General features: G+C 63.9%; 18 protein-coding genes and 1 pseudogene. 11 read left to right on the forward strand and 8 right to left on the reverse strand.

Features of this window, described 5'->3' with window-relative positions:
- Positions 1 to 48 precede the first annotated feature (48 nt).
- From EPO52_RS03285 to EPO52_RS03295, 3 genes are all read left to right on the forward strand, one after another.
- Entirely contained in the window at positions 49 to 2,208 is a 2,160-nt protein-coding gene (locus EPO52_RS03285) for a hypothetical protein (RefSeq protein WP_290801892.1), read from the forward strand.
- A gap of 88 nt (positions 2,209 to 2,296) precedes the next feature.
- Positions 2,297 to 3,886: a glycosyltransferase family 39 protein gene (locus EPO52_RS03290; RefSeq protein ID WP_290801893.1), complete on the forward strand. Its 1,590-nt coding sequence runs from the start codon at positions 2,297 to 2,299 to the stop codon at positions 3,884 to 3,886.
- 120 nt (positions 3,887 to 4,006) lie between these two features.
- Entirely contained in the window at positions 4,007 to 4,165 is a 159-nt protein-coding gene (locus tag EPO52_RS03295; RefSeq protein ID WP_290801895.1) for a hypothetical protein, read from the forward strand.
- Positions 4,166 to 4,432: 267 nt separating this feature from the next.
- Here the strand turns inward: EPO52_RS03295 and EPO52_RS03300 are convergent, their stop codons facing one another.
- Genes EPO52_RS03300 through EPO52_RS03310 form a run of 3 tightly spaced genes read right to left on the reverse strand, consistent with a single transcriptional unit; the run spans position 4,433 to position 7,366 of the window.
- The gene (locus tag EPO52_RS03300) at positions 4,433 to 5,629 is read right to left on the reverse strand and encodes a DUF4214 domain-containing protein (RefSeq protein WP_290801898.1); all 1,197 of its coding nucleotides are present in this window, start codon (positions 5,627 to 5,629) and stop codon (positions 4,433 to 4,435) included.
- Between the two features lie 3 nt (positions 5,630 to 5,632).
- Positions 5,633 to 6,052 carry a hypothetical protein gene (locus tag EPO52_RS03305; protein WP_290801901.1) on the reverse strand — a complete coding sequence of 140 codons (420 nt, stop codon included), beginning with the start codon at positions 6,050 to 6,052 and terminating at the stop codon, positions 5,633 to 5,635.
- A 12-nt stretch (positions 6,053 to 6,064) separates the two neighbouring features.
- The gene (locus EPO52_RS03310) at positions 6,065 to 7,366 is read right to left on the reverse strand and encodes a DUF4214 domain-containing protein (RefSeq protein WP_290801904.1); all 1,302 of its coding nucleotides are present in this window, start codon (positions 7,364 to 7,366) and stop codon (positions 6,065 to 6,067) included.
- Positions 7,367 to 7,681: 315 nt separating this feature from the next.
- On the opposite strand from EPO52_RS03310, the gene EPO52_RS03315 reads away from it, so the two are divergent.
- Positions 7,682 to 8,332 carry a histidine phosphatase family protein gene (locus EPO52_RS03315; protein ID WP_290801906.1) on the forward strand — a complete coding sequence of 217 codons (651 nt, stop codon included), beginning with the start codon at positions 7,682 to 7,684 and terminating at the stop codon, positions 8,330 to 8,332.
- A gap of 14 nt (positions 8,333 to 8,346) precedes the next feature.
- On the opposite strand, the gene EPO52_RS03320 is transcribed toward EPO52_RS03315, so the two are convergent.
- The 5 genes from EPO52_RS03320 to EPO52_RS03340 form a co-directional block, all read right to left on the reverse strand.
- On the reverse strand, positions 8,347 to 9,195 hold the full coding sequence (locus EPO52_RS03320; RefSeq protein WP_290801908.1) for a glycosyltransferase family 2 protein: 849 nt from the start codon (positions 9,193 to 9,195) through the stop codon (positions 8,347 to 8,349).
- Positions 9,192 to 10,334 carry a glycosyltransferase family 1 protein gene (locus EPO52_RS03325; protein WP_290801911.1) on the reverse strand — a complete coding sequence of 381 codons (1,143 nt, stop codon included), beginning with the start codon at positions 10,332 to 10,334 and terminating at the stop codon, positions 9,192 to 9,194. Before EPO52_RS03325 ends, EPO52_RS03320 begins: the two co-directional genes overlap by 4 nt.
- A complete protein-coding gene (locus tag EPO52_RS03330) occupies positions 10,331 to 11,314 on the reverse strand; it encodes a GDP-mannose 4,6-dehydratase (RefSeq protein ID WP_290801914.1) in 984 nt (327 codons plus the stop codon). The genes EPO52_RS03325 and EPO52_RS03330 overlap by 4 nt, the downstream gene beginning before the upstream one ends.
- 7 nt (positions 11,315 to 11,321) lie before the next feature.
- Positions 11,322 to 12,308 carry a GDP-mannose 4,6-dehydratase gene (locus tag EPO52_RS03335; protein WP_290801917.1) on the reverse strand — a complete coding sequence of 329 codons (987 nt, stop codon included), beginning with the start codon at positions 12,306 to 12,308 and terminating at the stop codon, positions 11,322 to 11,324.
- Positions 12,309 to 12,759: 451 nt separating this feature from the next.
- A complete protein-coding gene (locus tag EPO52_RS03340) occupies positions 12,760 to 12,990 on the reverse strand; it encodes a hypothetical protein (RefSeq protein ID WP_290801920.1) in 231 nt (76 codons plus the stop codon).
- 27 nt (positions 12,991 to 13,017) lie between these two features.
- Here EPO52_RS03340 and EPO52_RS03345 point away from each other — a divergent pair, with 27 nt between their 5' ends.
- From EPO52_RS03345 to EPO52_RS03375, 7 genes and pseudogenes are all read left to right on the forward strand, one after another.
- Positions 13,018 to 14,202, forward strand: coding sequence for a glycosyltransferase (locus tag EPO52_RS03345; protein ID WP_290801923.1), 1,185 nt, complete (start codon positions 13,018 to 13,020; stop codon positions 14,200 to 14,202).
- Entirely contained in the window at positions 14,199 to 15,689 is a 1,491-nt protein-coding gene (locus EPO52_RS03350) for a glycosyltransferase family 1 protein (RefSeq protein ID WP_290801925.1), read from the forward strand. The genes EPO52_RS03345 and EPO52_RS03350 overlap by 4 nt, the downstream gene beginning before the upstream one ends.
- A 107-nt stretch (positions 15,690 to 15,796) precedes the next feature.
- Positions 15,797 to 16,051 carry a hypothetical protein gene (locus EPO52_RS03355; protein ID WP_290801927.1) on the forward strand — a complete coding sequence of 85 codons (255 nt, stop codon included), beginning with the start codon at positions 15,797 to 15,799 and terminating at the stop codon, positions 16,049 to 16,051.
- Between the two features lie 332 nt (positions 16,052 to 16,383).
- A complete protein-coding gene (locus EPO52_RS03360) occupies positions 16,384 to 17,544 on the forward strand; it encodes a glycosyltransferase family 1 protein (protein WP_290801930.1) in 1,161 nt (386 codons plus the stop codon).
- Between the two features lie 128 nt (positions 17,545 to 17,672).
- Positions 17,673 to 18,995: a glycosyltransferase family 1 protein gene (locus tag EPO52_RS03365; RefSeq protein WP_290801933.1), complete on the forward strand. Its 1,323-nt coding sequence runs from the start codon at positions 17,673 to 17,675 to the stop codon at positions 18,993 to 18,995.
- 167 nt (positions 18,996 to 19,162) lie between these two features.
- Positions 19,163 to 20,011: an ABC transporter permease gene (locus tag EPO52_RS03370; RefSeq protein WP_290801935.1), complete on the forward strand. Its 849-nt coding sequence runs from the start codon at positions 19,163 to 19,165 to the stop codon at positions 20,009 to 20,011.
- A pseudogene (locus EPO52_RS03375) lies at positions 20,012 to 20,719 on the forward strand (ABC transporter ATP-binding protein); the annotation flags it as partial.
- Positions 20,720 to 20,777: the final 58 nt, after the last annotated feature.

A 20,777-nucleotide genomic window follows, 5' to 3' on the forward strand; every position in this document is an offset into this window, starting at 1 on the left:
GTCGCGATCATCAGTGTCGTAGTCGGCGCGCTTCTTCTCTTCGCCCTCGTGGGTGTCACGGCACTCGTCTGGATTCCACGCGCACAGCGCACTCAGCTGGTTCCCGCCATACCGGTGATCGGAGCCGCCGGTCTCGTGGTGCTCCTGCACGTTACAGGCCTCGTCCTTCCCGTGCGGGTCGGTATCTGGATCATCGTGGCCGCATGCCTCGTCCTTCTCGTGGTCGCCGCGGTGGTCGGGCGTTTCCGATCTTTCGTTTCCGGTCGCTCTCTCATTCACCTTGTGTTGGTGCTCGCGACCGGGGCCATTGGCGCTGTGGTCGCGTTGTGGCCGTCGCTGGCCGCGCGCTCACCGTTGGCCGCGCAGCCGAGCCCCAATAACGACGCCTTCTATTACGTCGGTTCGGCTGACTGGTTCTCGGAGCACAGCGTTCTTCAGTCGCCGTCGATCGGTCAGGGCCCGAGCTCAGGCCTCGATTCCCCCGCGTTCGGTCCGGCAGCCGAGTCGATCCGACTTGGCCTCCGGGTGGGACAGGACATGCTGCACGCGGGCGTGAGTGACGTGCTCTTTCGCGACCCGGTCGCGACCTTCACGCCCCTCATCGCAGTCTATGTGCTGCTGATACCAGGAAGCGCTTGGGTTCTGGGTTCGGCTTTCCGGATCACCGCCGCCGCCAGGGTGCTGTTGGGCGCCGCCCTGGTAACTACGTTTACTCTCGTCAACCAGGTGCAGAATCAGAACGCAGCATCCATTCTGGGGATCGCCATGGTCCCACTGGTCATCGGCGTCGTTGCCATGCGGACCAGGAGGCGCAGCGATGATATCGAGGACACTCGGGTGCCGCTGTGGGTGGCGGCGATTGCGGTTAGCGCTCTCGTCGGCACCTACACCGAGTATGCCGTCTTCGCGGGTGCCGTCATCGCGGGGGTCGTGCTCGTCGGCCCTATCCGCTCCCTTGCGACCAGGCTCAAGCGGGCTGCGGCCGTCCTCGCGGTCGCGGTCGCGGTCGGGCCGCTGATCTGGGTGCGCGCGATCTACGGCATCACGATCACATTCCAGATGACCGCTTCGAATGGCAAGGGCGGATCAGATCTACTGAGCGTGCTCGGTGTGTTCGCCAGTCCCTATGTTGCGCTCCTCAGTGCCCAGCCTCCGACCGTCGTAGGAGAGCTCAGTCGCGTAGCGGTGATCGCGTGCGGGGTGGCGGCAGGTCTAGGGCTGCTGTTCGCCTTGGTGTTCACGTGCTCGCGGGGGCTGGCGGTCGGGATCGTGATCGCCATCGTGGGGGCCGCCTACATCGGCACAAGAGGAAACGACTACGTCACGGGGCGCGCTTCAGATATGGTCACGCCGTTGATCATCTGCGCCGCCGTCATTGGATGGGCCGCACTGGTGGAGCGCTTGCAGGGTGCTGGCCCTTCCGGAGGTGCGGTCAAACGAGTTACCGGTGCAGGGCTCGTGGCCGTGGCGGCTGGTGTAGTCGGCCTCTCGGCGCTGGGAGCCTGGAATTTCGTCGTCGTCAACGGCCCCGACGACAGGTTCGTGACGAACGATTTCTCCGACGCCGCCGGATGGGTGAAAGGCGTCCAGGAAGCTGGTGGCGCCGATATCACAGTCGCTACAGCGAGTCTCTTCGACCAACTCTGGATCTCGGAGTCACTTCGTTCACTCCCGGATGTGAGTTACATCAGTCTTCGCGGTGACCTGGGATACCGGTCGGATCTTGCGATGACTTCTTTCTGGGAGGGGGAACGCGATCGCTACGTGCTGGTCGGGCCCGGCGGCTACTTCGACGGAGACGCTGATGTGATCGAGCGGAACTCCACGTTCGCCTTGCTCGACTTCGACAATCCGGCGGTCGTGGCGACGCCGGTGGTCGACGTCCCTGGCAGTGCGACCTGGGGATATGGGGTCGATCCCGCGGGTGTCATCCGTTCTGGTGGGCATGGGCCTGCGCCGGTAGATCTACTCACCAACCGTGCATCCCTGGAGGGAAGCTCGCTGCTCGTCTCTGTGGACGGTGTACCGACAGGATCTGAGATCGCGGTTGTTCAGGACGGGTTGGTCGTGGACACGGAGGTCGCGTCAGGCGGTGTCGTCGCGCTGGATCTGAGCGGCGTGGCTGTGAATGGAAGCACGGCTCGTGTCTCAATCGAGGTCGTGGGCCAACCCGAGCAGATCATCGGGCTGGTGGGTATAGGTGGTTGAGGGGGTCCGCCGCTTCGTTGATCGCACCCAGCACCTCGTTCCGATTGCGGTGCTAGTTGTTGTCGTCGTACTCGTCTGGGGATGGCCTGTGCTCGGTGACTTCTCGCAGGAGCAGCTGTCGAGCCCCGGTGACTCCGCATCGTTCGCCTACTACCTGACCTGGAATCTGCACGCTCTCACCAGCGGGCTGGATCCGTTTTTCACTCCGAATCTCTACGCGCCGGACGGCCTCGACATCGGGAACGCGATATCGATCCCCTCTGTGTCGATCCTGGTTGCTCCCGTGACGTGGCTGTTCGGCGGCACCGTCGCCTTCAACGTCGCGGTGATCCTGTCCATCGTCTTGTGCGCCCTTTCCGTCTACCTCCTGTCACATGAGCTCTTCCGTAACCGTTCGGGAGCGCTGCTCGCCGGGCTGATTGCGAGCCTCAGCCCCTACTTCGCGGGTCACATCCTCGGTCATCTCAACCTGATGTGGATCTTCGGCCTGCCCCTGCTCGCCTACCTGGTTGCCAGGGCAGCGAACAAGCGTCTGCGGAGGCGCTGGCTCATTCTCGGTGTTGCTCTGATCGTCGTGTTCACCCTGGGGGCATCGACGGAGCTCTTCGTGACCGAGTCGCTTTTCGCCGGAGCGGCGCTCGTGATCGCGCTGGCCGTGGGTTCCGCGCCGACGCGGACCCGACTCGTGCGGCTCCTCTTGCCCATCGGTGCTGGATACGTCGCCGGTGTCGCACTCGGTTTGCCTGTGATCTTCGCCGCATTGAGGTCCGGCGTGCCGAGCGAGCCGGTGAACCCGCCTTCGATCTACGTCACCGAGTTCACAAATCTCTTCATTCCGACAGAGGTCACCGCGATTGGGGGGAATATCTTCACTGATGCACGGGAAGCCTGGCTTGCCGGTGCATCGGAGAACACGGCCTACATTCCGATCACGCTGATCGTGCTCATGGCCCTCGTGCTGCGTGCGATGCGGGAGCGCCGACCCCTGGGAATCGCGGTCTTCGCCGTCGTCTCCCTAGTTGCCAGCTTCGGCCCGCTGCTGATGGTCAACGGGAAATGGACAATCCCGATGCCGTGGGGGCTCATCGTCGAGATCCCGCTGATCGATCACGCTCTGCCTATGCGATTCAGCGCGTTCACGTTCATGGCCCTGGCCGTTCTCGTGGCCTACCTGTGGTCGACGAGGCGCCCGCGCCGGGTCATCACGGGAGCCCTAGCGCTGGCCACATGCGTGCTGCTCATCCCTACCACGGAGGGGATCATCTACCCGGTCCAGGCTCGCGATCCGGAATTCGTGACGAGTGGACAGATCGACGACTACGTGCAGTCTGGAGACAACGTCCTGGTGCTTCCGGCCGGCCAATGGGGACCGGGAATGAGGTGGGTGGCCGAGTCCGATTTCCGGTTCACCACACCGACCGGGAACGGTGGGGGAGCGGCGCTGCCCGCGGCATTGCGCGACCCGACCGGCGTCGCCCTCTACGTGGATGACTTCGACTACGATTTCGCCTCGACCCTTCCCACGTATCTTGCAAAATATGACGTGGACACGATCCTTGTGCCCGAAGAAGAGGCGAACTGGAAGGCCGTTGTAGACGGCGCGATCACGGCCCCCGGAGAGCTGCATGGGGGAGTCTGGGTATACGAACTCGGGCCCTCGCATCAATCACCGCGGTGATGCTTTCGCCGCGCGTCAGGCGACGTGACGCACGGTACTCTGTCAAACTGACAAGGTGAGTATGTTCCGCCGAACCGCCAGCGTTCTCGCTGTTACATGCCTTGCTTTCGCGTTGGCCGGATGCGTCGGGGCGGATGCGTCAGGGTCTACGCCGAGCCCCACCTCCAGCAGCCCTCACGCGACCGCGACCCCGAGCCCTCGACCCACGTCGACTTCACCGTCCGGTGCGACCGCGACGCCGTCTCCAACCGCCGCGGCGACACCTACCCCGGCAAGTGAGCCGAGTGCACCAGCAGAGCCCGCGGTTTCCGAAGCGACCCAGGCGCAGGCCTGGCAGTCGTGCGTCACCGCCAGTCAGCAGCTCTACCCCGAGTGGGCGAGCTACGAGCCGTTCGCTGTTGGAGCAGTCACTGCATCCGGGTCCGACACCTACATCGCGCTGGTCTCGTGGAAGGACGAGTTCCAGGGCAAAACAGCGTCGATGGTCACCACCTGCGAGATCGCATCCGATCTGAGCGTGATAGGGCTGAGCGCGCAGTCCCTCGGCTAGTTCTGAGGGAACCTCTCCCGAGCTCTGATGAGGTATTCGGCGCTCGTGACGATCGCCGTTCTGGCGGCTTGATCGCCCTGACCTGTGATCAGGGGCACCCAGCTCTTCACCCCGGAAGGGTCGACATCCCGTTTCAAGAATTGATTGTAGACCGTGTTCAATCGAATGGTTCCTGACTCGTAGGAATTCCAGATCATCGACACGACGGTGCCAGTGCCTTGGGCTGCCGCTATCTTCACCCAGTTGACGATCTCGCTGTCCGTGGCTTGGCGTCTGAGCATTGTACGGTAGAGGACACCGATGAATGCAGTGTCCGTTCCGCCTGCCGCGAGGTAGTACTCGAGGCTCCGAGTGAAGGTCATCCTGATCTCATCCACACTCGTCGTGCCCGTCTGCATCCGGCGGTGCCAGTCGGCCCGGCCGATCGGATCGGGATCACGGTTGAGGATCTCGCGATAAGCGGCATCGATCCTCTGGAGGTAGTACTCATCGCTGTACAGGATCCCGTTGGCCACGCTCATGGTTGGTGCACCTTGCTTGACAAGGGCATTTCGCCAGGATGCAAGCCCGACTTCATCCGGCTTTCTGACCAGAATGTCCTGGTAGAGGGCGTACACCAGCGACGTAGCGTCAGGCACTGTCATCGCGGAGACGTACGGCTCGATGTCCAGGTTCGAGCCGTCGAACCACCCGCTGATGTGCAGGTGAGGCCCGTACCCGTAGTCAGAGCCGAACCCCGATGCTCCGGATCGAGCGATGACCTGACCGACGGTCACGGTCTGGCCCGCTTGTACATAGAGTTCGGACAGGTGCAGGCTGTCGGTCTGGACCTTCCGATACGGTCCCATCGAGCCGTGGTCGATTCGGATGTAGCGGCCACCGCTGCCGGAGGTGGTCCAGTCGGCGGTGGTGACCGTGCCGTTCGCCATCGCTCTCACCTCGCTCCCATAGATTGCGATGTAATCGGTGCCGCCCGCAGAACCGCGGGCCCGGTGAGCCGCCCAGTCGTCGCTCACGCGCCGTTCGTCGCAGGGATACACGAAGGAGAGAGCGGGCGCGGCCGCCGCGCCCTCGACGCCTGCCGCGCTCACCAGTCCGACCATTGCTGCGGCACCGATCGCTCCCGCCGTCACCTGCCGACGCGTCAGAGTGCGACGGTGGGGCGCGGCAGAGTCATCGTGAGCTGAGGTCATCTGCTATTCCATCACGGGGTTGACGACGACCTGTGGATCGTTTGGATCGCCCTGCACCAGGCACACACGGGTCGCGTCGACCTCTGAGCCGTTCTCGGTGACCTGGCCGGTCAGGTGTACGACATAGCCGTCGAGCGTGGGATCCCAGGTGACGTCGTCGTCGTCGAAGGGGTCGATGCTGCTTCCTTCCGCGAGCGGGAACTCCGCAAGATGCGCTCGATAGCAGGCATCCCACGCTCCCTCAGAACTCCATCCCGCAGAGGTCGGTTCCGGTTCGGGCGTGACGGTGGGAGTGGGGCTTATGGTCGAGGTAGGTGAGGGAGAGTCGACGGGGCCGCTGCCTGTGCCGGCACCGCCCTTCGAGGCGCACCCGCTGAGCAGCATCACGCAGAGGGCAGTCAGTGCCAGAGTTCGCATGCGCATAGCCGTGCCTCCTTATCCTTGTGGGAATCTGTCTCTGGCCTTGAGCAGATACTCGAGGCTACTCACGACTGCCGAGCGCGCGGCTTGATCTCCCTGACTGGTGAGCAGCGGCACCCAGCTGCTGATGCCGCCGGCATCTATGCCGCGATCGAGAAATTGGTTGTAGATCCGTGTGAGCCGGATGGTCCCTGATTCGAACGAATTCCAGATCGCGTTGGCGACATAGCCGTGTCCTTGGAGCCGGATCTGATTTACCCAGTATGCGATGTCGCCCGGTGCGGCATCCCGACCGAGCATGGTGCGATACAGCACGGCGACATACCCGTCGTCTGTTGCCCCTGCTTTGTCGTAGTACTCCTGGCTTCGGGTGAACGTCATGCGGATCTCATCCACACTCGTAGTTCCCGTACGCATCCGATTGAGCCAGTCGGCGCGACCGATGGGGTCGGGTCCTCGGCCGAGCACTTCCTGGTATGCGGCATCGATTCGCTGCAGGAAGTACTCGTCGCTGTACAGGATGCCGTTGGCGACACTCACGGTCGGCCACCCCTGTCCGATCAAGTAGTTGCGCCAGGTATTCACTCCGCCTTCGTCGGGCGTGCGAAGGAGGATGTCGTCGTACAGGGAGTAGATCAAGGACACGGCGTCTTTGGAGTCGATCCCGGAGATCGTGGAGCCGAACCAGTCGGTGTACAGCCTCCAGAAGTTGCGGTTGCCATAGGCTGAGCAGCCGTCGCCGGTGCCGTACAGATTGCTGAGAGCGGCGTCGTTTGGAGTGTACGGGGTGTAGACGTAGAGGCTTGCGGTCGCCTGATTCTCGATGAAGACGTCTTTCGTGCCGCAGGCGCGATTGGGGTTGTACAGGATGCTGTTCACCCGACCGGCGCGGTAATTGAAGAGGGTGGGGTTCTGGGCATAGACCTGGAACTGCCGCGCCGCGTAGTAGACCTGGTAGGCGAATCCTGAATAGCGCGTATCGCACGGCGCGGTGTCAGGGCAGGAGAACCCTGTCGCGGCGTTGTACTGGCCGGTCGTCGGCCAGGTGTCGGTCACGAGGGACTGCTCCTTCTGCAGCAGCACCAGCAGCACTTTCGGGCTGATCCCGCAGCCCACCGCCGCCTTCACGATGATCGCGGCGGCGCTGTCGCGACCGGACGCGGCGAACCCGCCCGGGCAGTACCGATCTGCGGAGATGTTCGGAGTCGCCTGGGCGTAGTCTTTGAGGCAGGTGTATCCGCTGCGGCACGAGGAGACCTGGGAGTTCAGGAATGCCTGGGTCTGATCGACATTCAGCGATGTGGATGCGTAGAACACGGAGTCGCTCACGATCCGCCCCGCATTGAAGTCGCTCCCCGTCGCGGCGTCAGCGGGTGTGGCCGGGCTGACAGCGGCGGACAAGAAGCCGGCGATGAGGGTTGCGACAACACCGACCACGATCTTCTGGATCAGTGATCCACGTGCGCGCCCTGGGGCATTTGATGCGTTCATCATTGTCTGATCTCTCCCCGAGGCAGTGCTGCCAGCAACGCTGGAACACTAGCATTCGGTCGTGTCACGCGCTTGGAGCACACGCCTTGTGGCGGCATCGCCGGACGGCCGAAGGGATGTGAAGCGACGGGATCTGGAAGGATGGACGTCGTGCCCAATCGAATCCATCTCGTGCGCCACGGTGAGGTCCACAACCCCGACGGCCTCCTCTACGGTCGACTACCTGGCTTCCATCTCTCGCGATCAGGCGTTCGGATGGCTCAGCTCGCCGCTGACGAGCTGGTCGCGCAGGGTTACGAGGTGAAGACCGTGATGACCTCTCCTCTGGAGCGCGCTCAGGAGTCGGCCGAGCCCATCGCCGCAGCATTCGGGCGCCCCGCGAGCGTTGATGTGGCGCTCATCGAGGCCTCGAGTCGGCTGGAGGGTGGCCGGTTCCAGATGAATCTCGGCATCCTGGCCAAGCCAGCCGCGTGGCGGTTCCTTGTGAATCCGCTCCGACCGAGTTGGGGTGAGCCCTTCGCCGCGGTCGCGGCCAGGATGATGTCTCTCATCCAGTCGGTGGCGGGTGATGACTCGCCCGGCGACGTGGTCATGGTGAGTCACCAGCTACCCATCTGGATGGCGCATCGCGCGGTCTTGGGCACGAGACTTTTCCACGACCCACGGAAGCGGCGGTGTTCGCTCTCGAGCATCACATCGTTCGAGGTGCGTGACGGCGCAATTCGCGAGGTCGGCTACTCCGAGCCTGCCGCGGCCCTGATCGCTCGTTCGAAGGATGTCGGCGCGGTCTGACAAACTCGAACCGATCACGACTTGAGGCGGGCACGCACGAACAAGCTCATCCTCAAGATCGTGCGGAGTGGCCAGAAATACCAGGCCGAGTACTTCTTACTGAGGTAGAGAGCCGCGCTCGAGTGGTGCGCGATGAGCATCCGACGGGAGTAGCGGGCTGTCGACGATCCCCCTGCATGCTCGACGGTGGCAGCGGGAGCATATATGTTGCTCCAGCCGGCTTCACCGAGGCTCTTACCGAGGTCGACATCTTCGAAGTACATGAAATAGCGCGGGTCGAATCCGCCGATCTCGGTGAAGGCCGTCCGCCGAACGAGAACGCAGGCACCGCTGAGCCAGCCCGCCGGCACCGGATCGGAGCCAGGCCGCTTGTAGACGGACGAACGGAGGTACCGCGCCGTCCACGGATTAGTCGGCCAGACCCGTGAGAACAAAGCATGGCCGGTTCCCGTACGAAGGGAGGGCAGGGAACGGGCCGAGGGGTACACCGACCCGTCGGAGTTCGTGATCCGAGGTCCGACGGAGCCGATTCTCGGGTCGGACTCGCCCACGGCCATGAGGGTATCGATCGCACCCACGCCGAAGACCGTGTCGGGATTCGTGACGAGGATCCACTCGATCTCGGGACCGAGGGTCTCGACGGCCCGATTGACGGCGCGACCATAGCCCAAGTTCTCGCCCGTCTCGATGAAGACGGCCTCCGGATTCTCCGCCATCACCGTTCGCACGCTGTCGTCGCTCGTGGCGTTATCGACCACGACCGTAAGCGTCGGAGAGGTGCTTGCGCCGGGGATCGAAGCGAGGCAGAGCGGAAGGTCGTGTGAGTGGTGGGTCACGATCACCACAGCCACACTCGCGCTCACGTGTTCGCCGCCGCTCTGTCATAAGCGCCTACGTGAGCGATCGCGCTGTTCGTCCATGTGAATTCGCGAGCTCGGATGAGCGCTCGTGACCCGAGCTCGGCTCGCCGATCTGGGTCGGCGAGAAGCGAGGCGAGGCGTCGACCGATCTCGACCGCGGATGTTCCGGTGTAGTCGACGGCGTCGCCCCCGACCTCCGGCAGCGACAGCTCGCGGGTGGTGAGTACGCACGCCCCCGTGGCCATCGCCTCGAGCACCGGGAGACCGAATCCCTCCCCGAGGCTCGGGTACGCCACGATGGTCGACCCTCCGAGGAACGCGCTCAGCTGCTCGAGGGGGAGATATCCGAGTGCCCGCACATCGGCTCCGGCAGCAGCGGCCCGGCGGAGTGCCGGATCGACCTCGTCGTCCCAGCCTGGTCCTCCGGCCAGGAGCAAGGGGGGTGCCTTGCGTTCTGCGTCATGTACCGCCTGGAGGTAGCCGTCGATAAGTGCGACAACATTCTTCCGCGGTTCCAGCGTTCCCAGGAACGCGATCCAGCCCCGATCGCCGGTACCGAGGTCAGCGCGCAGAGCATCTATCGAAATGGTCGATGGGGGTGAGAAGAGTTCGGCGTCAAAGCCCAGGCGTGCGACGACGACACGATCGCCGTTCGCACCTGTCAGCCGTACGTACTCATCTGCGGTAGCGCGGCTCGGGGTCACGATCGTAGCCCGAGCCCGTTTCGTGGCCCGGATCCAGAAACGGAAGAAGCGTCGCTTCACTGCGGTGTGCAGCTCCGGATGAGTGAAGAAGGTCAGATCGTGAACGGTCACCACGTGAGGCAGGCGCGTCGCCAGCGGGAATGTGTAGTGAACAGAGTGGATCACGTCGGCGCCGATCCGACGCGCCAGTAGGGGCAAGCCGAACTGCTCCCAGAGCAGCCTGCCGGCCGTGCTGCTCGTCAGTCGCGGAGCCGGGAACACGTGGGCTCCGGCCTGCTCGAAGTTCGCTAGGTCGCCCGGTTGACTCACGACGCTGAGATCGACACCTGCATTGATGAGGGCAGGGACTAGCCCGTCGACATAGCGACCGACACCACCGCGACTCGCGGGGAGGGCGGTCGCGTCTAGGAGCACGTGTGGAGTGTGTTCGGCTCTCATCCTCGGGTATCTAGGCCGCCTCGAACGAGGCGAACATCTTCGTCGACCATTGCGTCGACAATGCCTTCGAACGTCATCGTAGGCCGCCAGTTGAGTTCTGCCCGGGCCCGCGACGCATCGCCGGACTGCTCGATCGGGTCGACAGGGCGGCTGAACGACTCGTCGATCGACACGACCGACTTCCAGTCGGCGATCCCCACCCGAGCGAAGGCCCGTTCCACGAAATCGGCGATCGAGTGGGTCTCTCCTGTCGCAATCACGTAGTCGGATGCCGTCGGTGCCGTTGCCGCCAACCTGAGGGCCTCGGCGAAGTCGGGTGCCCACCCCCAGTCGCGGCGGGCCGTCAGATTGCCGAGCTCCAACGACTGCTGCAGACCGGCGGCGATGCGGGCGGCGCTCGCGGTGATCTTGCGGGTGACGAACGCTTCAGGCCGGCGCGGGGATTCGTGGTTGTAGAGGATGCAACTTGTCGCGAAGAGCCCGCGCTGGCGGTACACACCTACCATGTGGTGGGCATAGGCCTTGGCGGCGCCGTAGGGACTCGACGGATTGATCGGCGTCGACTCGTTCTGAGGGGAGACGGTGGCCTGGCCGAACAGTTCGGCGCTCGAAGCCTGCGCGAAGCGCACGGGTCGGCCGAGACGTTGCTGGAGACTCCACGCCGACTCGAGGAGCTGTGCCACCGGCAGGGCATTGACTTCTGCCGTGTGCACGGGCTCCTGCCACGAGCGGAACACGCTGCTGACGGCGGCGAGGTTGTAGATCTCGTCGGGCTCCACCTGCGCGACCGCCGCCGAGAGGGCGGCAGGAGCCGCAATGTCGATCTCGTGCAGGGTCACATTCGGATTCTGCAGGGCGGGAAAGTCCTCTGGCGCAGCGGAGCGTACGACACCGTGCACGGTGTAACCGCGCGTGAGCAATGACTCCGCGAGATAGGAGCCGTCTTGACCGGAGATCCCGGTGATGAGCGCGACGGGCATCGGGCTCCTAGAGGCCTGCGAGACGCTTCTGCTCCGCCACGTCGTTCTCCACCATCATGCTCACGAGGGTGGGGAAGTCGACCTTCGGAGTCCAGCCCAGCCTCTCCCGAGCCTTGGTCGAGTCGCCGATGAGGAGGTCGACCTCCGCAGGTCGCATGAAGCGGGGGTCTTGCTTGACGTAGGAAGACCAGTCATCAATGCCGACAGCCTTGAAGGCCAGCTCGAGCAGTTCGCGGATCTCGTGGGTTTCGTTGGTGGAGATGACGTAGTCGTCGGCTTCGTCCTGCTGCAGCATGAGCCACATCGCCTCGACGTAGTCTCCGGCGAAGCCCCAGTCGCGGCGCGCGTCGAGGTTGCCGAGAACGATTTCAGACTGTAGCCCGAGCGAGATGCGGGCGACTGCCTGCGTCACCTTGCGTGTCACGAACTCCGGGCCACGGCGGGGCGACTCGTGGTTGAACAGGATGCCGCTCGAGGCGTGCATGCCATACGACTCGCGGTAGTTGATGGTCATGTAATGGCCGTAGACCTTGGCCACTCCATAGGGTGACCGCGGCCACAGGAGCGTGTCCTCGTTCTGCGGCACGCTCTGCACCTTGCCGAACATCTCCGACGACGACGCCTGGTAGAAACGCACCTTCTGCGGGTCGTCGTGCGAGTAGAGACGAACAGCCTCGAGGGCGTTCAGTACGCCCATGCCTGTGACTTCGGAGGTGAGATGGGCGTTCTCCCAGGAGTAGGCCACGAACGAAATCGCACCGAGGTTGTAGAACTCATCCGGCTGTGACGTCTCGAGGGCGCGGAGGAGGCTCGACAGATCGGTCAGGTCGCCAGTGAGGATGTGAACGCCGGGGACGGTCTGCTCGACGAGCTCCCGCTTGGGGTTGTTCTGCCCGCGCATGAGGCCGTAGACCTCGTAGCCCTTGCTCAGCAAGAGCTCTGCGAGATAGAGGCCGTCCTGACCGGTGATACCTGAGATGAGGGCGCGAGGCATGAAATTCCTTCTGGCTATTGGCGGACGCAGCAGGGCCGCAGTGAGTGTGCAGCTCTCAGCAAAGACGCGGCAACGAACTCCGCCAGTGTACTGGACGCGAACGGATGTCGACATGTGAGCGGATCCGCTCGGAGGGAATACCGCTATAAAGGATTGCATGCCCAACGATCGTCCGATCCGCTCCGAACTGGTGTCATCACGCCAGATCAATTCCTGGTTCACCGGTCTGGGTGCCGCGTTCTTCGCAGGCGATGTCAGCGCGGAGGCGATGAGGTCGAGCGTGAGCTGGCGTGTAACGGCACCGCTTCGCCGGGTTCGAGCGCGTGAGCGGATCGGCCGGCTTCGAGCGGGACGGCTTCCGGTGCTGCCCTCAGGCAGTGAGCAGTTGTTGCTCGCGAGGGCAGCTCTCGAGAGGCGACTTCGAGCGGTCGCCCCCCACTTTCTCGGGGCCTCATCCGAATTGCTGATGGAGGTCGGGCTCGAGGAGTTGCTCGTCTCCCTCGTCGAGCGCGTGCATCCTAGAGACGACACGCATGACGTCTGGTTGCTCCTCGCCGCCGTGAGCGGCTGCATCCCTGACGAGGCGTTCCTCCGTGGCCTCATCAGAGATCTCCGCGGTGCCGACAACGCAGAAGCCGTCCACCGAATTCTGGGCCATTCCGGGGTCTGGATGGGTCGACACGACTCCTTTCTGCGCGAGATCGAGGTCGTGACCGACCGGCCCGTGGTTTTCGTCGATTTCACTGCCCGGCACGGCTTCAACTCGGGAGTGCAGCGGGTCACCCGTGAAGTGGTGCGGGTGTGGACTGCCGAGAAACGGCAACTGACGTTGGTCGGTCTGAGCGACAGCGGTGTGGCCCTTCGGAGACTCGACGCATCCGAGGAGGCGCGAGTACGGGACTGGGACCAGTCGAAAGCCGGCGAACGTTCGGATCGCGTCGAGATGAATGTGCCACTCGTCGTGCCGTGGAAGACGACGGTCTTCGTGCCGGAGAACACCCACGAGGGAGCATCAGCCACCCTCGCGTCGATCGCGCGATTCTCCGCCAATCGCACCGTGGTGCTCGGCTACGACGCCATTCCGGCAACCAGCGGCTCGACGGTTGGCGCGGTGGAACGTCTCCGCTCCGCCGCCTATCTGGCGTTCCTGAAACACGTCGATCTCATCGTCGCCATCTCCGCTTCCGCCGGTGTCGAGTTCTCCGGTTTCACCGACGCGCTGGTGACCCAAGGGCTTCCCGGTCCGCGGGTGACCTCAGTGCTTCTCCCTCTCGAGCGGATTCCAGTCGACGACGATTCGAGCGAGGAGTCCGAGCAGAGAAGCTCGTCACGGGTCGTGCTCGCCGTAGGGAGCAACGAGCGGCGCAAGAACCACCTCACAGTGCTGTACGCGGCCGAGACGCTTTGGCGAGAGGGTCTCGACTTCTCCCTGGTGATAATGGGCGGGGCAGGGAGCCCTGCCTACACTGAGGTGACCGATGCTGCGGCCGCCCTGATCCACCGCGGCCGTCCGCTAGCCGTGCGTCACGATGTCAGTGAGACGGACCTCGCGAGGGCTTACCTCTCGGCCCGGTTCTCAGTCTTCCTCTCCGTCCATGAGGGCTACGGGCTTCCTGTCGCGGAATCGCTCGCGGCAGGCACTCCCGTGTTGGCGACCTCTTTCGGCAGTACGGCGGAGATCGCCGACGGCGGCGGCTGTCAGTTGGTCGACCCGCGCGACGACGAGAAGGTGATTGCGACGATGCGCGTGATGCTGCAGGACGATGCGCTGATCGCTGAACTCGAGCGCCAGATCGCGGCTCGCGATGACTCCAGCTGGACCGACTACGCGCACGCGATCTGGGCCGCGGTCACCGATCCCGGCTTCGCCGACCACGAAGGGGCGCACGCATGACAGCGTCCGACTCGACTCCCTCGGCCGTGCGGAGCGGGGCCGCCGACGTGGTGCGCGAGCACGCTATAGACGTAGCGGGAGATCCCGCCGCTCTCGTGGCGGCACTCGCCCTCCAGCTTGACGTCGGCCCGCCCTCGGACGCGGATATCTGGCTCGCCTGGACAGCCATCCGTGGGGAGTTGCCCCGCGAGGACGATGTGATCGCGCTCCGTCGCAGCATCGCGTTGAACGGAGCGATGTCCGCGCTCACACTGCTCGGTGGCCGCACTGACGCCACGGTGTTCGGCCCGCGCAACGGTTTCGACGTGGTGACCGGGGCGATCCTCGTCGACGTGACGCACGCGAGCAGCACCGACAGCATCTCCGGCATTCAGCGAGTGGTGCGCGAGACGGTGCGCCGATGGGACGGGGCGCATCCAATCGTGCTCGTTTCGTGGACATCGGATTACAGGGCTCTCCGCCATCTGACGTCTTCAGAGTACCGTCGGATCCGCGAGGTTACCGCCGGCACCATCTCGACAGATGTGGCGCGCGGGGGGTCCGACGGTCCCGATGACGCCCCTGCTCTGGTGCTACCCGTCGGAGGGCTGTATATCGTGGCAGAGATCGCCGCCGAGCCCGAGCGCGCCGAGCGGATTCTGGCGCTAGGCCGCTTCGCGCAAGCGCGCGTCGCGGCCATTGGTTACGACATCGTCCCGCTCACCTCGGGCGAGACGGCGACCCCGGCGATGGCCACTCTCTTTCCTCTGTATCTGGAAGCACTCTCCTATGCCGATCGCATCGGCACGATCTCGACGGCGACGGCGACGGAATTCCAAGGATGGAAAAGGATGCTTTCTGCGAGCGGCAAGACCGGCCCGGACATCCGTGCGGTCTTCCTGGGGGGCGACTCTCCGTCGCCCCTGACAGGCGATGACTCGTCAGCGGCGGAGCAGCTCGGCATCCTGGAGGGTGAACCACTCGTGCTCGCCGTGGGCAGTCATGAGCCGAGGAAGAACCACTTGTCGATTCTCACTGCAGCACGGTCGTTGTGGAATCAGGGACTGTCGTTCAGACTGGTCTTCATCGGGAGCGGGACGTGGTCGAACGAGGGATTCAGCGCGCTGGCGGAGGTGATGATCGGGGAAGGCCATCACCTGCAGGTGCTCACCGGATCAACTGACGAGCATCTCGCGGCGGCGTATCGACTCGCCGACGTCACGATTTTCACCTCGACGCACGAGGGGTTCGGCCTTCCGATCGTGGAGTCGCTTCGATCAGGGACGCCCGTGATCGCGTCGGACGTGGGCAGTATGCGGGAGATCGCCGAACATTACACCGGTGTCGTACAGGTGAATCCCCACGACGATCGTGCGCTGGAGCGGGAGCTCACTCGGCTTCTCACATCGCGACCAGCCCTCGATGAGCTCACGACAGCGGCCAGAGCCAACTCGTTCCTCAGTTGGGACGATTACGCTGACGAACTGTGGGACTATCTCACCGCGTGACCTGACTGGGTCGGTCCCGCGGCGTCGGCCCGCTAAACTGATCGCTTGTTTTGACGTGGATCACCGCGTGAGGGCATCCCTGGACCATAGACAGCAAAGGACCAATCGTGTCGGACGACCGTGAAAAGGAACTCGAGCGTGAACTCTCCGAGCTGCGCGATGCTGTTCTCAGCGACTGGGTGAAGGTCGCGTCACATGCCACCGATACCCTCTGGGCCATGGAACAGACTCTGTCCTGGCGCATCACAAAGCCGCTCCGCGCGGCAAAGCTCCTGCGCAACAAGGTTCGGCAGGTCGGGCCCTCGCGCGCTATCCGGATCGCCGGAAACCAGCTGGCCACGAAGTTGAGGCCCGGCCGATGACGTCGACCGAGGCGTTGCAGTCCGCGATGCTCGCCCGGCTCGGAGTGGCAGCAGAAGCCCTCGGTATCGAGGTGGGGGATGTCGCGCCGGGTGATCTCCTCCAAATCCTTTCGCGGCGCATCGTGGAGTCACGTCGAACTGACGAGGCGTGGCTCGTCTACATCGCCGTCTCCGGATCGTTCCCCACTCCTCACCAGCTCACCAACTTCCTGAGTTTGATCGAACTCAGCACTACCGCGACCGCGATGCTCGCGGTTCTCGAAGGCACTCTCGCGGGAGCCTCTCAGCGTCATGTCCTGGGCCGAACGTTGAGAGTTGAGTCGGAACGAGTCGTGGTCGACGCCAATTTCTGCGCCACCCAAGAGCACAACACGGGCATCCAGCGGGTCGTGCGCGAGACACTCCCGAAATGGGAGAGGCAAGGGCGTTCGATACGGATCGTCGCCTGGACCGCAGATTCGACTGTCATGCGCGAGATCGACGAGTACGAGACCGATCGCGTGCTCTCTTGGAACGAGCGGCGCTACCCGGTCGGTCACCGGCACCCGATGGAAAGCGTCGAGTTCACCGAGACAATCGTTGTGCCCTGGAAGACGGATGTCTTTCTGCCGGAAGTGCCGCTGCCCTCCACGACGGCCGCGCTGGCCTGCTTGGCCGAGTTTTCCGGCAATTCCGTCACACTCATCGGTCACGATGCGATTCCCCTCGTGAGCGCGGAGGGCCAGCCCAATTCCGAGTCGGAGCGGTTCGCTCACTTTCTCACTGTGGTGAAGCACGCGCACCGAGTGATCGGTGTGAGTGAGTCGGCCGCATCCGAGTTCAGAGGGTTCGCCTCCGCTGTGCGGGCCCAGGGGCTGGCCGGCCCGTCCGTCACCGCTGTTCCGCTTGCGGGCGAGGTGCCGGCTCGAGCGGCTGGGACCAGGCGACCGGGCCCGCGAGAGCTGCCTCTCGTCCTCTGCGTCGGAAGCCACGAGCCCCGCAAGAACCAAGAGGCGGTTCTGTTCGCGGCGGAGTATCTGCACCATCAGGGGCATCGTTTCCGCATAGTCTTCGTCGGTAGAGGTAGCCGAGCCGTCACGCAGGATTTCGATGCCCGCGTGCGTCGACTCCGGCGTCGCGGGCTCGACGTCCGCTCGCTGCGCTCGCTCGACGACGAAGGGCTCTGGGCGCTCTACCAGGAGGCGCGGTTCACGACCCTTGTTTCCTTGCACGAGGGGTTCGGCCTGCCGGTCGTGGAGTCGCTCGCACTCGGCACTCCGGTACTCACGAGCAATTTCGGAAGTCTCGCGGAGATCGCTGCGCAGGGGGGATGCCTCGCGGTCGACCCACGGAGCGACGTGGAGATCATCGAAGGAATGCGCCGCCTGCTCGACGATGATGACCTCATCGCGCGGCTTCGCAGCGAGGCATCGAATGCGGCGTCACGGACCTGGAGCGAATACGCCCAAGAACTGTGGCAGGCGGCCGACTTCGAACTGGCGGTCCGCGGATGAGCAAAGATGACTTCCTGATCCCGCGCCTGCGCGAGATCGCGCGCGCCCTCGGCATCGCCGTCACCGGTCGATCCGTAGATGCCCTCATCTCGGAGATCGTGCGTGCGACACCGTCGCCCGATGACCTGGTGAGCTACCTCGCCATCGCCGTCATCAATGGTGCCGTGCCGAACCCCCGCCGGGTGGAGGCGCTGACCCGCCGATGGCGCCTCGAGGGACTTGCCGTGCTGCTCAAGACCGAGTGCGACAGGGCGAACCGCAACCGGCTCATCGTGAAGAAGAACTCGTCGCCTGTGCGCGTGTCGGGCGGCGTGATCGTCGATGTCACAGATACCGGGCGGAGCACGTTCACCACAGGAATCCAGCGCGTCGCTCGGGAGACGCTCACCCGCTGGGTGGGCCTGCACGAGGTGCAATGCGTGAGCTGGACTCAGGACGGCCGATCACTTCATCGCGTCACGCCGCTGGAGTACGAGCGCGCGACCCTGCACCCTGCACCCGAGTCGCTCAGCGGGGAGCCGCCCGTCGTGATCCCCTTCCGCGCGACGTTCGTGCTTCCCGAAATCGCCGTGGACCACGAGCGGGCACTGCGTATACGAACCATCGCCGAGTTCAGCGGCTCACGCACGGTCGCTGTCGGCTTTGACACGATCCCGGTCACGAGCGCCGAAACCGCCGGAGCCGGCATGCCGGGCGCCTTCAGCAAGTATCTCGCGACCCTCGCTCGGTTCTCTTCGGTCGCCACCATCTCGTCGGCGGCTCAGATCGAGTATGTGGGATGGCGCAGCATGCTCCCCTCCACGGGCCTCGTGGGGCCCGAAATCGTGCAGGTTGACTTGCCGGCGGGTATCGGGGAGGTCTCGGTCGAAACAGTGGAGCGCGTGAGGCACGACCTCGAACTCGACGACGTGAACGTCGTGCTCGCGGTGGGCAGCCACGAGCCGCGCAAGAATCACCTACGGCTTCTCGTGGCGGCCGAGCTGCGCTGGCGCCAGGGTGATCAATTCGCCCTCGTCATGGTTGGCGGCAACTCGTGGGACACCTCGCGGTTCGATGCCATGGTCGAGCGGCTACGAGCAGCCGGGCGCCCGATCATCCTGCTTTCGAATGCCAGCGACGAGGTCGTTTGGAGTCTCTACCGCATCGCTCGCTTCAGTGTCTTCTGTTCACTCAATGAAGGCTTCGGTCTTCCGATTGTCGAGTCGCTGGCATCGGGAACCCCGGTCGTCACCTCGGATTTCGGCAGCATGCGTGAACTTGGCGAGGGGTACGGTGCCGTGTTGGCCGATCCTCACGACGCCTATTCGATGGCCCGCGCAATGGGCGAGCTGCTCTCGGGTGACGAGGTTCTCGAACGCATGCGCAGGGAAGCCGAGAATCTTCCACTGCGATCTTGGGACACCTATGCAGATCGACTTTGGCTCCTCGTCGATCCGACTACCCGTGACTGACCACCCAGATGCACTACGTACTATTGGCGGGGACGTGTTCGAGTGTCCCGAAATGACGAGGATGAATGACTGACCAGGCAACGGAACGCGCTCAGCGTCTAGCTACCCTTCCCTTCGAGTCGTCCGGACCCACGTCGGTGCGGTCGGTCGGAGGCTTCGTCTCCGCGGTGCGGGAGATCTTCGGGCAGAAGGAGCTCTTGGACCTCCTGATTCGCCGCGAGCTGAAGTCGCGATACAAAGACAGCAGCCTGGGATTCGTCTGGTCCCTCATCCGGCCGCTGACGATGCTGCTCATCTACTACGTGTTCATCGGACAGGTACTCGGCGCCGCGCGGGGTGTGCCAGACTTCGCCATCTTCGTCTATGCAGGCTTGACGCTGTGGGGGCTGTACAGCGAGATTGTCACCGCCGGAACCAGCTCGATAATCACGAATGCGGGTCTGATCAAGAAGGTCTACCTCCCCAGAGAGATCTTCCCTCTCGCCAGCGTCGGCTCGGCGTTGTTTAACTTCGCCATCCAGATGGGCATTCTGCTGCTCGCGACAATCGCCCTGGGGCAGTTCCCGCTCTCCTGGGATCTGCTGTATGTGCCTGTCGCGGTGATCATCGTGATCATCTACGGCACAGCGCTGGCCCTGTTGCTCTCAGCGTTGAATGTGTACCTGCGCGACGTCCAGTACCTGGTCGAGGTCGCTATCCTGTTGTTCTTCTGGGCGAGTCCGATTGTGTACTCGTGGTCGTTCGTGGTCAACGCGACCGTGCAGCGAGGAGCGTCGTGGCTCGGTGAGTTGTATCTGCTCAACCCCATCTCGATCAGCATGATCGCCTTCGATCGCGGTATCTGGAAGGCCGGAAGTGAGCAGCGTGTCATCGAGGGGAACGTCATCCCGGCTCAGCCGTGGCCTGAGCACATGGACATCCGGCTCGTGATCACGGCGATCGTCGGACTCGTCTTCGTCGTGATCGCGCAGCGGATTTTCGCACGCCTTCAGGGCAACTTCGCGCAGGAGATCTGAATGTCCTCACCAGCACCTGAATCGACTCCCGTGGTCGTTCGCGCCTCCGATGTCTCTAAGCGATTCGTGATCCGCAAAGACAAGTCGCTCAAGGAGCGGGTCGTCAACTTCGGCCGGTCGAACAAGCACAAAGATGACTTCTGGGCCCTCCGCGACGTCAGCCTGGAGATATCGGCCGGATCGACGGTCGGTCTAGTCGGCGCAAACGGCTCTGGGAAGAGCACGCTCCTCAAGGTGATCGGCGGAATCATCCAACCCGACACAGGGATCGTGCAACGACGTGGCCGGCTGGCTGCCCTGCTCGAGCTCGGAGCAGGATTCCATCCCGACCTCACTGGCCGCGAGAACGTGTTCCTGAACGGTGCGATCCTCGGGCTCAGCCGCAAGCAGACCGAACAGTACTTCGATTCCATCGTCGAATTCTCGGAGATCGGCGACTTCATCGACACCCAGGTGAAGTTCTACTCATCGGGCATGTACGTGCGGCTCGCATTCGCGATAGCCGTGCACGTCGATCCAGACCTCCTCCTCGTCGACGAGGTGCTGGCGGTGGGTGACGAGCCGTTCCAAGAGAAATGCATGGCGAAGATCCGGGAGTTTCAGAAGGAGGGTCGCACGATCGTGTTCGTGTCGCACAGCTCCGCTCAGATCGAAGACCTCTGTGATCGTGTCGTGGTGCTGTCGCACGGTGAGGCTATTTTCGACGGAGGCACGGTCGATGGACTCGAGGCGCTTCGGGAATCGTTCGGTCGCTGAGTGGCCTCAT

The organism is Herbiconiux sp., assembly GCF_004297105.1.
In the GTDB taxonomy this organism is placed as follows: Bacteria; Actinomycetota; Actinomycetes; order Actinomycetales; family Microbacteriaceae; genus Herbiconiux.

What these genes read in the sequence shown, in the direction of transcription:
- EPO52_RS03315 (WP_290801906.1), top strand. Translation starts at nt 7,682, where the DNA reads ATGGACGTCGTGCCCAATCGAATCCATCTCGTGCGCCACGGTGAGGTC.
- EPO52_RS03305 (WP_290801901.1), bottom strand. Translation starts at nt 6,052, where the DNA reads ATGCGCATGCGAACTCTGGCACTGACTGCCCTCTGCGTGATGCTGCTC.
- EPO52_RS03330 (WP_290801914.1), bottom strand. Translation starts at nt 11,314, where the DNA reads ATGCCCGTCGCGCTCATCACCGGGATCTCCGGTCAAGACGGCTCCTAT.
- EPO52_RS03335 (WP_290801917.1), bottom strand. Translation starts at nt 12,308, where the DNA reads ATGCCTCGCGCCCTCATCTCAGGTATCACCGGTCAGGACGGCCTCTAT.
- EPO52_RS03300 (WP_290801898.1), bottom strand. Translation starts at nt 5,629, where the DNA reads ATGACCTCAGCTCACGATGACTCTGCCGCGCCCCACCGTCGCACTCTG.
- EPO52_RS03350 (WP_290801925.1), top strand. Translation starts at nt 14,199, where the DNA reads ATGACAGCGTCCGACTCGACTCCCTCGGCCGTGCGGAGCGGGGCCGCC.
- EPO52_RS03325 (WP_290801911.1), bottom strand. Translation starts at nt 10,334, where the DNA reads ATGAGAGCCGAACACACTCCACACGTGCTCCTAGACGCGACCGCCCTC.
- EPO52_RS03295 (WP_290801895.1), top strand. Translation starts at nt 4,007, where the DNA reads ATGCGTCGGGGCGGATGCGTCAGGGTCTACGCCGAGCCCCACCTCCAG.